The sequence below is a fragment of the Microcoleus sp. SVA1B4 genome, from assembly GCF_036700545.1.
Taxonomy (GTDB): Bacteria; Cyanobacteriota; Cyanobacteriia; order Cyanobacteriales; family Microcoleaceae; genus Microcoleus.
In genome coordinates this window covers 1-13,199 of sequence record NZ_JAUBPB010000040.1, presented here as the reverse complement: position 1 = coordinate 13,199, position 13,199 = coordinate 1, and the positions used below count along the sequence as shown (strand labels likewise).

At 45.7% G+C, this 13,199-nt stretch carries 13 protein-coding genes; 7 read left to right on the top strand and 6 right to left on the bottom strand.

Going from position 1 to position 13,199, the window contains the following annotated elements:
• Nucleotides 1-398: 398 nt before the first annotated feature.
• Nucleotides 399-1,295, top strand: coding sequence for a Mo-dependent nitrogenase C-terminal domain-containing protein (locus QT987_RS18355; RefSeq protein WP_333242569.1), 897 nt, complete (start codon nt 399-401; stop codon nt 1,293-1,295).
• Nucleotides 1,296-1,971: 676 nt separating this feature from the next.
• Nucleotides 1,972-3,012, top strand: a complete 1,041-nt coding sequence (obgE, locus tag QT987_RS18350) for a GTPase ObgE (protein WP_333242566.1) — start codon at nt 1,972-1,974, stop codon at nt 3,010-3,012.
• 552 nt (nt 3,013-3,564) lie between these two features.
• On the opposite strand, the gene QT987_RS18345 is transcribed toward obgE, so the two are convergent.
• The 4 genes from QT987_RS18345 to QT987_RS18330 form a co-directional block, all read right to left on the bottom strand.
• Nucleotides 3,565-4,038, bottom strand: coding sequence for a hypothetical protein (locus QT987_RS18345; RefSeq protein ID WP_333242563.1), 474 nt, complete (start codon nt 4,036-4,038; stop codon nt 3,565-3,567).
• Entirely contained in the window at nt 4,035-4,430 is a 396-nt protein-coding gene (locus QT987_RS18340; RefSeq protein WP_333242561.1) for a hypothetical protein, read from the bottom strand. Before QT987_RS18340 ends, QT987_RS18345 begins: the two co-directional genes overlap by 4 nt.
• 65 nt (nt 4,431-4,495) lie before the next feature.
• A complete protein-coding gene (locus QT987_RS18335) occupies nt 4,496-6,121 on the bottom strand; it encodes a serine hydrolase (RefSeq protein WP_333242558.1) in 1,626 nt (541 codons plus the stop codon).
• 262 nt (nt 6,122-6,383) lie between these two features.
• Nucleotides 6,384-7,340, bottom strand: coding sequence for an RNA methyltransferase (locus QT987_RS18330; protein ID WP_333242555.1), 957 nt, complete (start codon nt 7,338-7,340; stop codon nt 6,384-6,386).
• Between the two features lie 163 nt (nt 7,341-7,503).
• Between QT987_RS18330 and QT987_RS18325 the strand changes: the two genes are divergently transcribed.
• Nucleotides 7,504-7,659, top strand: a complete 156-nt coding sequence (locus tag QT987_RS18325; protein WP_006631540.1) for a DUF2256 domain-containing protein — start codon at nt 7,504-7,506, stop codon at nt 7,657-7,659.
• A 72-nt stretch (nt 7,660-7,731) separates the two neighbouring features.
• Nucleotides 7,732-8,667: an isoaspartyl peptidase/L-asparaginase gene (locus tag QT987_RS18320; protein WP_333056878.1), complete on the top strand. Its 936-nt coding sequence runs from the start codon at nt 7,732-7,734 to the stop codon at nt 8,665-8,667.
• 218 nt (nt 8,668-8,885) lie between these two features.
• On the opposite strand, the gene QT987_RS18315 is transcribed toward QT987_RS18320, so the two are convergent.
• Both QT987_RS18315 and QT987_RS18310 read right to left on the bottom strand, forming a co-directional pair.
• The gene (locus QT987_RS18315; RefSeq protein ID WP_333242552.1) at nt 8,886-9,059 is read right to left on the bottom strand and encodes a hypothetical protein; all 174 of its coding nucleotides are present in this window, start codon (nt 9,057-9,059) and stop codon (nt 8,886-8,888) included.
• Nucleotides 9,060-9,128: 69 nt separating this feature from the next.
• Nucleotides 9,129-10,385 (bottom strand): WD40 repeat domain-containing protein, encoded by a 1,257-nt coding sequence (locus QT987_RS18310; RefSeq protein ID WP_333242549.1) that lies wholly within the window; start codon nt 10,383-10,385, stop codon nt 9,129-9,131.
• A 187-nt stretch (nt 10,386-10,572) separates the two neighbouring features.
• Between QT987_RS18310 and QT987_RS18305 the strand changes: the two genes are divergently transcribed.
• From QT987_RS18305 to QT987_RS18295, 3 genes are all read left to right on the top strand, one after another.
• On the top strand, nt 10,573-11,193 hold the full coding sequence (locus tag QT987_RS18305; protein ID WP_333242546.1) for a hypothetical protein: 621 nt from the start codon (nt 10,573-10,575) through the stop codon (nt 11,191-11,193).
• A gap of 76 nt (nt 11,194-11,269) precedes the next feature.
• Complete coding sequence (locus tag QT987_RS18300; protein ID WP_333242544.1) at nt 11,270-11,758, top strand: hypothetical protein; 489 nt, start codon at nt 11,270-11,272, stop codon at nt 11,756-11,758.
• 372 nt (nt 11,759-12,130) lie between these two features.
• The gene (locus tag QT987_RS18295) at nt 12,131-12,883 is read left to right on the top strand and encodes a hypothetical protein (protein WP_333056884.1); all 753 of its coding nucleotides are present in this window, start codon (nt 12,131-12,133) and stop codon (nt 12,881-12,883) included.
• Nucleotides 12,884-13,199: the final 316 nt, after the last annotated feature.

Below are 13,199 nucleotides of genomic sequence, written 5' to 3'. Positions count from 1 at the left end.
ACGGACACAGCAATCAAAAGCTTTTATCGGCGGTCAAATTTTTCTCATATATTTTTATTTCAACAGCTTAAACCCTGCTCGCTGTTAATATTGTGCTGCCAGTACAGAAAAATTCACAAAAATATATATTAAAATGTAAAGAGAGCGAAGTTCGATCGCCCCTGGGTAAGAAACCCAGTGTCTGATTAGATCCCGCGCTTGCCAACCTTTTATTTTTGGCGAAAAATTGGGTTGCTAATGGCAATCCGGCTGGAATAAAAGTCGATCCCCATCTCAATGGGTGCAACTAAAGTTAAGATGAATTCAACCAACCTATTCCTCCCGATAGATGACTTTTTAGGGAATAGGATTAGCCAAAAGATTAGCTCGCTAGTCAGCGATGCTGCACAGAAACAAATATGCTTTTAACACATCCACTACAAGCGTTTGGAGCAATCTTCGGCCACAAACCTTCCACAAATAGATCATCCATCGACCAAAAAACCAGTAAAAATTATTGGGAGGGGAATATTGATCCCGCTGTAAACGAACAAATTGACTGGTACATCCAAGTGGAAATGCTAATGAGTAACGCTAAATCTTCCTGCACCAATGAAGAGATTACTGCTTGGCTGCGGGGATTGCTGACAATTGCTTGGGCAGACGGCAACTTTGACGAAGACGAGCAAAAAATGATTGCAAATCTAACTCAGGATGAACTACACCCGGTATCTTTTGAGGAGGGTTTTGAACCTATTGCCCCAGAGGAATTAGCCACTGTGTTAGGGAAAGACACCGCCAAAGGCGAGGATTTTTTAAGGACAGCAGTCATGGTAGCTTTGGCAGACGGTACCTACTCGCTCAGCGAAGACGAGGTAATCTATAAGTTTTGCACAGCTTTGGGGCAAAATGTAGAGGCGCTCGAAGCTCTGCGACACACCATCGAAGACAGCAAGTGCGATGATCCGCAGGGGCCCAGCAGCCAAATCGTCTTTGATGCGAATGTCGCCCCCGTCGCCGGAACACCCCTTTCATCTCGGCTACCTAAACCTCACCACAAAGATGTCCTGCAACCCGTCAAAGACTGGCTTGACGGCTGGGAAATTCACGATCCAAAATTGGCACACTTTGTCTGTAAAATTATTCCGCCCCAGTGTCCGTTTGAGCGAGATGTCGTTTTATTTGGTCGCAAAATCGTCCACATTCCGGCGATGTGCCAGATTAACCCGCTTTACGAACAGTTAGTCGGGATGCGCTTTCGAGCTCTCTGCTATTTGGCAGATGAATGTAAGGAAGATGTATCGTCATATTGTTAGTAGTTAGTAGTCATTAGTCAGTAGTCAGTAGTCAGTAGTCATTCTTGTAAAATCTTGGATTAATGACTGTAACTATTAACCAATGACTACTAATTAGTCCTGAACGCAAAAACCAGGTTTTTCTACGAAAAAACATCATTACACCCATCCGCCCCATTAGAAAAACCAGGTTTTTGCAGTTTTTGTGCGTAAGTCCTGCTAATATCAAATCTGCTTTGATAATACTACTTCAATAAAAGTTTTGGTACAATCCTCAAGCTTATACAAATTATTAAAAATCGCCGATTTAGGAGCCGGAAACGGCATTGCCGTTTCCCTACAAATGCTCACGTACAATCTCTGGCTCTGAACTACTTTTAAAAATTGGTAAAATTATAATTTTACCGCAACTGTAAATCGCGACTAAACTTGGCTGTCGTACGCCGACGCGGACTAAAGGAAAAGGGGAATATGGTACTTGCATCTGGTATAATAACTAATGACTAATCACAACTAACAATTGACAATTGACCAATGACAAGTGATATCATGTCCGGTCGATTACCCCTAATAAGGTAGGGGCGGGTTTACGAAAAATATTTGCCAATAATTGACAATCTCAAAAACCCGCCCTCTTAATCGCTCGATTGGACATGATATGACAACTGACAACTGACAACTGACAACTGACTAAATTATGCAATTTATCGATCGAGCAGATATTCAAGTCGCAGCCGGCAAAGGCGGCGACGGTATGGTAGCTTTTCGCAGAGAAAAGTATGTACCAGCGGGTGGCCCCTCTGGCGGGACGGGCGGCAAAGGCGGTTCCGTGTATATGGTGGCGGTGGAAAGCCTGCAAACGCTGCTAGATTTTCAGTACAACCGGATTTTTAAAGCCGATGACGGGAAGCGGGGCGCGCCGAAAAATATGACCGGTGCCGGTGGGGACGATCGCACGATCGAAGTTCCCTGCGGTACAGTAGTTTACGACGCGGAAACTCAGGCAATCTTAGCAGATTTAGTAACGCCCGGACAGACTTTTTGCGTAGCCAAAGGTGGCAAAGGCGGTTTGGGAAACAAGTGTTTTCTAACCAATTCTAACCGCGCTCCAGATTATGCGATGCCGGGAAAAGAAGGAGAACACAAATTTTTGCGTTTGGAATTGAAGCTATTAGCTGAAGTGGGAATTCTGGGGATGCCCAATGCTGGCAAATCCACCTTAATTTCAGCTTTATCTGCAGCCCGCCCCAAAATAGCAGATTATCCGTTTACAACTTTAGTCCCGAATTTGGGCGTAGTCAGAAAACCCAGCGGCGACGGTACTGTTTTTGCTGATATTCCGGGATTAATTGAGGGGGCTCACGAAGGTGCTGGTTTGGGTTACGAGTTTTTGCGGCACATCGAACGAACTCGGTTGTTGCTGCATCTGATCGATATTACGGATGAAGATCCGATCGCCAATTATGTCACAATTCAGGAAGAATTGAAGGCTTACAGGCGTGGTTTAGCCGATAAACCGCAGATTTTGGCTTTTAATAAAGTAGATGCGATCGACCTCGAAAGCGAAGAAATTCGTAATTTAATCAGCCGACTTAAAGAAATTAGTGGGGCTCCTGTTTTGTTGATTTCCGCCGTTAGTAGAGTTGGATTGGATGAATTGATGCAGCAAGTTTGGCAGAAACTCGACGAGATGAACGAGAAAGAGGCGGCGGAACAGTTAGCAGTCGCGAGTGTTTAATCGCTTTCCGGTTCTGGGAATTTCCCTGAATGGGTAGCTGTTTTTTTGAGGGGGTCAAATCTTTCGGCTGTATGGCTGGTGCGGCAAGGGTTTGAGCCTCTATGCTGAAAAAAACGATTCACGGAAAGGCTGAAATTATTGCTGTGTATAGCTTTGATGGTTGTTGAAAATTTTGCCTCTTGACAGGTCGGTGCCTGAAATGATATTTTTTGGATGCTTGACGGAACAGTACCTTGAAAACTAAATACTGTAATGCTTCTGGAGCGATCGGCCGCAATTAACCTAAACCCCTATCAGGGATTGATATTTTGCACAAAGTTATAATTTAATTGACTGATTGTGCCGCAATTAACCTAAACCCCTATCAGGGATTGATATAAAAAATTATTCAGCTTTTCTTGATTGCTCAAGAATGCCGCAATTAACCTAAACCCCTATCAGGGATTGATATCGTTTCCAGTTGGATTGGAATTTTTAACCGCAGAGGACGCAGAGAACACAGAGAGAGATAAGAGAGATGAATAATTTCAATGCTAACGCATTTGATATAGCTCATGCTGCTGTCTGTAAGCGTTTGTAGGCGTGAGCTTTGGCTAAACGCACCCAATGTTCTAACAGCAAATAGCGATCGAGTTCGACTTCCTCTCTGGCTGAAATAGTGCCGGATTTATTGCGATCGAGCAGTTCGCTCATACGGGCTTGCAACGCAGGTGTGGGGCGGATTGCGAGGATTTCTTCTGGGCTGGGTTGACTGGCTAGCAGTTCGACGATTTGGCGATCGTCTTGGTAGGGGATGGTTTCTGCGGGGGCGAGTTCCCGAAGTGCGCGATCCAGGGCTTCCGGGAGACGATCGCCCAATTGTTGCAGTTTTTCGCCAAGGATCTCGGGAACTTCTAGGATAATTTGCATTAGTGCTGATGTGAGGATGGGAATTCCCTTGATTGTAACAAACGGAAAAAATGCCGTTAACTTAAATCCCGATCGAGGATTGAAACTGCATAGCCCGATATTTGCACAGTTGTTCACAAAGGAGATAACTCGCGAATTCGCCCGTTGTAATCGACTCTCACCCTCCCATCTTGAGAAACCGTAACAACCGTCTCTACCGTATAGACAGACGAACCAGGCTTGTTACCCTTAAAAGTAAAAGTCCAAGTTCCATCGCCATTGTCTACAAAAGGCGATTCCCTAGAAATACCGTGCATAGAAGCTTCAGCTCGATAGTTGCCTAAACCACCATTAGCCCTTTCTGCCGCTTGACGGGCTAAGTTTTTCGCCCGATTGAGTTCGATATTATTGTTAATCACTCTCACGCCGTCGGTCTCATATTCAGGAGCAGGATTGCTCAAGGCGGGGGAGACTCCAACAGCTAAAGTTGAAAGCGCTACCAGACAAGCAAGTCGAATGTTTAGTTTCATAATACAAACTGATTTATAGTTTGATAAAGTCTACAACACTTGCCCGAAAAAACCCGGTTAAATTTTCAATTTTTAATTTTCACTTTTGAATCGGCGGGCGTTTCCCCACCGTACAAATAGCGGTAACTCATCCGAGAAATCTCCCGAATCAATGTTTGAGCTGGCTTCTCAGTTTCCGGTGAATGCTTCACCATCACCGCCACCAAATAACGCTTACCATTCGGCAAATCCACCATACCTGCATCCGCAAGAATTGTATCAATGTTGCCGGTTTTGTGAGCAATAATTGAACCTTCGCCTAAACCTTTCGGCAGCAAAGAATCATTTCTAGTTTGTCGCATGATTTGCAAAATACGATCGCGCGATTTCACCGATACCAAATTACCCCGATCGATCTGGGCGATGATATTAATCAAATCCTTCGGACTGGTAGTATTAGTCCCCTCCAAATCTGGCAAATTATTACGCAGAACCGTGGTACTCAAACCCCAATTTGCAAAATGCTGATTCAAAACCTCAGCACCTCCCAACAACTCAATCATCATATTTGTCGCCGTATTGTCACTGACAACAATCATCTTTTGGGCAACTTCCAAAGCCGAATACTTCTTCCCAGGAGCCTGGTCTTGCATATCCCCAGAACCGCCGACAATGTGTTCGGACTTCAGCGTCAGCACCTGATCTAACTGCACTTTGCCCTCATCTACTGCTTGGAAAAAAGCCACTAAAATTGGTACTTTAATTGTGCTAGCTGAAGCAAAAGCAGTATCGCCATTAAAATTTAGGTAGCTTCCAGTATCTAAATCGACTAGAAATATTCCGGCTGTCAAACTAGGATTTTCTGTTGCTAAAACCTGAACTTGGGTTTTCAAAGCTCCTAATTCTTGATTCAGTTGCAGCACTTCTGGGGTTGCGGAGGCAGCAGATGCGCTATCGGCTGGGTTTTTCTGCCCTGCGGTAGTTTGTTCTTCTGTCGCTACAGTCGATGCTCGACTCACAGCATTTACCACCGACAGCAGCGTACCGCAAATCACCGCTATCCCAACTCCCAAAATCAGCAAGCGAGTAGCATACACCAACGGCGGCACGCTCCGAGGTGCAGAGCGTTTGCCCGGTTTCTGGCTCGCTTGCGGACGCGGTTTAGGCACGGGGGGTTTTTTGACATCTGGGGGGATTACCGTGTCTGGAATGCGAACTGGGGGCGAAGTGGGAAGACTTCCACGGGTGGTAGGGGGAGTGGCAGTTGGGGGCTGGGTGTTGGGATTGCTGGCGATCGAACTCACATTTTCCCGCTCCAGAGTCGGATCTGGAAACTGGAACATATCGACAGCAGCGAGGCCTTTTTTCCCTGGTTGGCGAGTCTTCGACTGCGGAGTTTTGCTGGTTCTGGGTTTTCTGGGGTTAATTGCCGATCGAGGATCGGATAAAAAGTCTTGTGTAGTAAATTCTTCCGAAGATGTGGGAGAATTGGCTCCAATTCTGCTGCCGCGGCTTTGTTGCGGTGGCAAAGTTGCAGGTTCGGGCGATCGAATTTCTGGATTGCCGTTTTGCGGTTGCGGAGGACGGCGGCGGCCCGATTTGCCAGACTGACTTGCTTTGCCGGACTTAGGCTGCTTTGAGCCGGAGTTGGGAGAGGATATCGACGAGGATATCACCGATAATATCGATCCTTTGGGAAACCGCTCTGCCACGTCTTACTCCTTCATCACTAATGTAAAGTTCAAGTTTAAGATTTTTCAGCTTGTCAGCCAATCAATTTTAGATTTTAGATTTTAGATTTTAGATTTATCCCAGACGCTGCATGGTATCAGCCACCTGGTTTATTGCTCGCAAATTATCGCAAAGCTTTGGTTTTTAGTCAAGAAACCCTGTTATGAAAGTGACAAGTGGGTGAAGAAAAGTTCTCTGTGAAAAAAATCCTCAATATCACATCCCCAATTATCAGCATTTCTCCTAGCTATCCGTTGGATTTTCCGGTAACGCCCTATCCAGAGTATCAGAATTTGCCTCTCGTGGGTAAGTTTTGATTGCCCATTCTGTTTGGCGGAGGACGCCCCGCAGCATGGCGACTTCATCCACTGTCGGATAGGCCCTGGTGTACAAACGCCGAAATTTTTCCATCCGGCTTGCTGCTGTGTGCTGCTGCAAATATCCTATTTTGAGTAAAAGCGTTTCTAGTTGCTGGTAATATCCCTCTAAATTTTCCAAGGGAGCACTGGCGAGGGGAATTGAGAGATTTTCTGTCTGGCGGGTGGCAAGTTGTTCTTGGTAACAAGTTGATAAATTATCTGTGGCATGGGGTATTGAAGAGGCAGAGCCTCTGGATATGCGTTCCCCGGCTGAGCCGGGGAACGAGGCATCTTCTTCTTCCTTCCCTGTTCCTTCTTCCCTCTTCCCTCTTCCTTCTTCCTTCTTCCTTCTTCCTTCTTCCCGGTATAGTTCGTAACAGCAGATAGCGACGGCTTGGGCGAGATTTAGAGATGTGTAGGCATCGCTGCTGGGAATGCGGATCAGGCGTTGAGCGCGGTTTAATTCGGCATTGGTCAAGCCGCAGTCTTCTCGGCCGAAAATGAGGGCGCTGGGGGCTTCTAGGAGCCAAGGCAAGGCCTCTGCGGGTTCTTCTAGTTGTGTTGGCAACGATCGACTATCATCCCCTGTAGTTGCGATCGCTCTGACACACCCAACCAAAGCAGCGGGCAAACTCTCGACTACTTTCGCCGTTTCCAATATGTCGGCGGCGCGAACTGCCATCAGTCGGGCTTCTTCCCCTAAATGATCGCAGTGGGGATTTACCAAAACTAATTGGTGCAAACCCATATTTTTCATGACGCGGGCAACAGAACCGACATTCAATGGGCCTGCAGGTTCGACTAAAACTATTCGGATGTTGGCGTCGGCCGTTTCGAGCATTTAATTTAGGGAGATTTTTAGCTGAAAGTGGTTGGTTTCGTTTCCTCAGCAACAGGCAAGATGCCTGTTCCACAAGAATTGAATTTTGTTGTGGAACAGGCATCTTGCCTGTTCATAAAAATGGTACAAGATGGGAATTAGTTAATCTATTGTCAAAATTAGCATGGCTAAGCAACGATCGAAATCTGATTTACCGACAAAAATGTGCCCGGTATGCGATCGACCTTTTACTTGGCGCAAAAAATGGGCCGACTGCTGGGATGAGGTCAAATACTGCTCCGAACGTTGTCGTCGCCGCCGTTTGGCGGCTCAAGATTAAGAATTTAGGGTAAGTTGCTCGATCAAAGCTAAGATTGCAAAGGAAAAATTTTAGGTTATTAGGTTATAAATTATGGCATCGCAACAAGTGCAACCAAAGCTAGTTATTCACGGCGGTGCCGGCAGTTCTCTACACAGTAAAGGCGGAATTGAGGCGGTGCGGAAATCGCTTTACGATGTTTTGGAGGAAGTTTATCCGCTGCTGAAAGACGGTGCAAGTGCCGTAGATGCAGTGGTGCGGGGGTGCCAATTGTTGGAAGATGACCCGCGATTCAATGCCGGTACTGGTTCTGTGGTGCAGTCGGACGGTCAAATTCGGATGAGTGCTTCGCTGATGGACGGTTTGATGCAGCGTTTCAGCGGGGCGATAAATGTTTCTCGCGTTCAAAATCCGATCGAACTTGCTAAATTTTTGCAGACTTCGGACGATCGGGTTCTCTCTGATTTTGGTTCGGCAGAATTGTTGCGAGAACTTCACTTGCCGATTTACGATCCGATGACGGATTTGCGTTTGCACGAGTGGATGCAGGAACGCCAAGGCAATTTTAGCAAAGCAATGGCTGACGTGGTTGCCGAACCGGCCGGTGTGGGTACGATCGGAGTCGTAGCTTTGGATGTTCATGGACGCTTGGCTGCTGGGACTTCTACTGGTGGCAAGGGTTTTGAGCGCATCGGGCGGGTTAGCGACTCGGCGATGCCGGCGGGTAATTACGCGGCAGGGAGTGCGGCGGTAAGCTGTACGGGGATTGGCGAGCACATTATGGACGAGTGTTTGGCCGCGCGAATTGTGATTCGGGTAACGGATGGTTTGAGTTTGAAAGCTGCTTTTGAGCGTTCTTTTGCTGAAGCTGACGAACGTCAACGGGATTTTGGCGCAATTGGAATTGATGCTAGCGGGGCGATCGCTTTCGGCAAAACTAGCGAGGTGATTTTGGGTGCTTTTCACAACGGTATGCAAATGGGCGATACTTTGGAAATGAGCAAGGGAACGTTGATTTTTATTGCTTAAAAATGGTTCTTAATCGGTGATTCCGAGCCTCGACTTCTCCAAGAAGTCGGGGCTCTTGATGTCGTTAGCTTTATATAAATCGGGTCACATCCGAATTGATATTACCCACACTCAGGACACGACGCGATGCCGTTTCCCTAAAATCAATCGGGCGATGCTTACATAAAAAGCGAGGAAGATTGATTATTTTGGGCGAGGGAAACGGCATTGCCGTATCCTCATTCCTTAGAATCAGAAATTAAGCGAATTTTTCCCTGCAATCTGGTAAAAATTAATTCACCATCAGTTACTTTCCCCTGAGCAATTTGCTCGGTGCCACTAGCAATTTTCTGTTTGAGTTCTGCCAGACGCTTCTGTTTCAATGCAATATTTCTTTTTTCTGGCAGTTGCATTGTCTGGCCCCCTCTAAAAAAACTTAAATCAATTATAGTCTAATAATTTAATCATCGCCCCTAACCTCTCTAATCTTCAATCCGCAGTTGCCAAAGTTTAACAGTACCATTCTCCCCGCCGCTGACGAGAGTTTCGCCCAAAAGCCCGATCGCCACCGCAGACACAGGGCTAGAATGTCCATCTAAAGTGTGCAGCAATTCGCCGCGAAAATTCCAAAGTCTAACAGTACCGTCAAAACACCCCACTGCAAAGTATTTCCCGTCGGGGCTAATTGCGGCGGCGGAAGTGATGCGAATTCCTGTTTGCAGTGAGTTCAATAATTCGCCTGTTTGCAAATTCCACAGTTTGATATTTTGGCCACCATGATTGACAAGAATTTGGCTATCGGAAGAAATTGCCACATAATTTTCGCTGCCAAATGTTCGCCTCACTTCGCCTCCCGGCAGTTCCCACAAAGTGACTGTGGCGCGACAGAAACCGCTGGCTGCATTGAGGCCGCTGGCTACTAGCATTTTGCCGTTGGGACTCAGGGCGATCGCACTTATGTCATCCCCTTGATAGCCTGCCAAAACTTGCAGCAGTTGGCCGCTGTTGAGGTGCTGAAGCTTGACAGTGCTGCGGGTGGTGCCGATCGCCAAAATTTGCCAGTCGGGGCTTACGGCGACGGATTCGTGGCGGTGCACGTCTGCCAAACGCTTCAGCAGTTGGCCGTTTTGCAGGTTCCAGAGTTTGACTGTACCCGCGCGCGATCGTGTCAGCAGCGTTTTGCTGGCGGGACTGAAAGCCACTAGCAATACGGCTGTTGAATGTCCGAAAATTGTCTGCTGCAGTTCCCCGCTGTGCAAACTCCAAATTTTCACTGTACTATCCTCTGAGCCCGTTGCGAGGAATTGTCCGTCGGGACTGATAGCTGCAGACAAAATCCTGTCTGAATGGTGGAGAGTGGCTTTTAAGATGGCGCCGGTTGAGGTTTTTGGCTGCGTTTTATACCCGGCTATTTCCAGCCAGTCGATCGCATCTCTCCAATTTTTGAGAGCATTCCGGGGCCGATTTGTCAATAACTCTATGTATCGGTACAAAGTTTTTGACAAATCAACTTCGACACCTTTGATTTGTTTGTTGAGAACAACCGCAATTTCGGCTGGGCTGTAGCCGCACAACAAGCCGCAGAGGTGCCGCTTTTCTACAGGTGTCAGCCCTCTTCTGGTGTGGGGGGCGAATTGTTGTTTGGCATTTGCTAAGTCGGTGTAAAGCTTTTGGATGTCCCAGCCTTTGCTTGCCCGTGCAAATGGTTCTTCGGGTCGATCGAGGGTTGAGAGTATCATTTGCGGCAGTCGCGATCGAGTTCCTAGTCAAATTCCTAACCTAAATCCTAACATTCGCTGTGCGCGATCGAACTGTTGTCACCGCTAATCTATTTTTAACACAGCAAACAGGGGAAAGAGTTTCAGGTTGAAAATCCGCTCTTTTACAGTTGTCAAAATAAGTATACATCTACTGGAGAAATAGAAAATGCCGGGAATTGCGATCGCCTTATTTTTTATCCTAGGTTTAGTTTTAAGTCTTGTTGGCTATTTTTGGGGATTAGTTCAAGCTTTTGGAGAGGAAACTATTTGGGGAGTGCTTTACTTGCTTGTCCCATTGGCATCATTGGTTTTTTATATCAAAAATTGGAGCAATGAAAAAATTAGAAAAACCTTCTTAATTCAATGTGCTGGATTGTTGATGTTTGTATTGGGAGGCATTACTACTTCAGTATTTTATGGCAAAAATTTTGTAAAAATCTCTGGCTCTGGATCTAATGTAGAGCAGGGGTATAACGAGCAATCGCCCTCTTCTTTTCCTTCTGGTTTCAACACTTCTCCATCACCCAATCAAGAGTTATCTCCTGCTTTAGAGCCATCTCCTACTTCTGCTGCACCTGTAACTAATCCTAATTCTGCACGTGTTGCTGATCAAAATTCTGACTTCAAACAATCGATGAAACTCGGCTATATTTACTACGGACAGCGAGACTATCAAACCGCTTTAATCAATTTTAACAGAGCTTTACATATACGTCCGGGCGACGCTTATGCTGTCAAGGCTGTTTACAACACCAAAAGTGCGATCGTCCAAAGCAGTGTCAAATAATAATCGGTGCAGTAAAAATTGCATACAGCGAATAGATAAGTGATTCACAGGGTTGTTAAAAATCTCACCTTAAATAATGAAAATCATCAAGCAAACGCCAAATAGATTAATAATTAAAACAGCGAGCTTTTGGGATGGTTTGCTATTAATTTCTCCATTTATCGTTATGGGATTATTGCAGATTATTTTAGTATCAAATTGGATAGGTGGAGGTATCTTTCTGTTGTTTTCGCTGTCTTTGTTGGACGGGGCGATAGATGAAACATATATTTTTGATAAAACTCTTAGCAAAATGACCATTAAACGACGGGGTGTATGGCTTCATGATGTTACCGAATGCTCAACTCGCGAGATTTCTGCGGTGGAATTAGAGGAAATAGGAGATAGCGAGGGAAATCGTAGCTATTATGTTAATTTGTGGATGTTCGGGGGCGATATCATCTGTTTAAGAAGCTATTCACTAACAGAACAATACAAAATGGCTGACTTGATTCGCAGCTATATCTCGATTAAGGATAATCGCACGCTTAGCAATGTATTTGCCCTACAAATCAGTGAACCCTAGCTATAGCAATCCTAAATGATTCAGATAAATTGGTAGGGGTAGTGCTAAGAGTGCCTACCCCCTATCTATCGGGTAACCGGGCGTGGGATTGCCCCTACAATAATTATGCAAATGATGCGAGGATTGCTATATCGCGTAGGCAATCGCCCAAGTCCATCACCAGGGAGAAATGACGGAAAGCTATCTCAAAGCCACCCGCACCTATACTCGCTACAGTTATTGTGCGCGAGACATTTTAGTGCTAATATCTTAGCAAGATCAAAAGGCTCAGGTCATAGGACAAACTTCAAATAACATATAAGTTAACAATAGGGCGCATCCCAGCAAAGATAGGGCCTCTAATATCCTTTGTTTAATCTCAGGGTAAAATAAATGAAAATAATCGAGCAAACAGCGACTGAATTAAAAATTCAGACTCGTGGCGTATTTGATTTTTGGCTACCTAGCTGTTTGTTAATGGTATTTGGACTGAAATTGGCGGCGTTTGATTACAATTTGGCAAGCCTGTATTGTCACAGAGTGCAAGGAACACAAGGGAATTGTCAGTTGGTGCGATCGAGCTTGCTGGGATCGAAGATTCAAGAAATTCAGCTTGCTTCTTTGCAGGGAGCAAAAGTTGTCAGAGCGGCCTACACCAGCAAAGTTGTACTTCGGACTGATGCTGGCTATGTTCCTTTCACTGCTAACTCCCCTAATTGGGGAACCCAAGACGCTATTGCTTCGGACATCAATTCTTTTGTTAAAAATGCGGAGCGCAGATTGCTGGAATTAAAGCTACTCGACAGTTGGTTTCTAGGGATAGGAGCCATATTTGTGACAGCAGGGATAGCAGTAATAGCCTTCGGAAAAAAGGAAATTTATAGCTTTGATACAACTTTAAATGCCCTGACTGTTAAACAGCAGGGTTTGTTGGGAACTAAGCTAATTCAATACTCTCTGTGCGAGATTTATGGCGTGGAAGTCGAGCGAACAAAAGATCGGGAGCATGACATTTGGTACGAAGTTAGACTGTTAGTTTGTGGAGGCTCTCGCATCTCCCTACCCCGCACTATGAACCCATACCAGCAAGCAAAAATCGCCAAAGCGATTAACAACTATCTGCACCAGCAAAATAACCAAAAATAGCTGCTCGCGATCGACCCGATTTCTCAAGGTTGGAGACTTACGCAGAAACCGGGTTTTTTAGCAAAATCTCTCCTAGAGTGCGATCGCTTCCGTTATAAAAACCCGGTTTCTTTGGTATCCAGTGCGAAACTCGCGATTGGGTGGAAACTCATCATCTAAAAAGTGAACAATCGTTCACTTTTTAGGTTCTTTCGGAGCGCGAATTAAATAACTGACAATTTTAATTTTTATTGTGGGATGGGCGTCCCGCCCGGCCTTTTTGGACGGGCGGGACGCCCATCCCACATTCAAGAGTGGAAGTTATTTAATTATCATT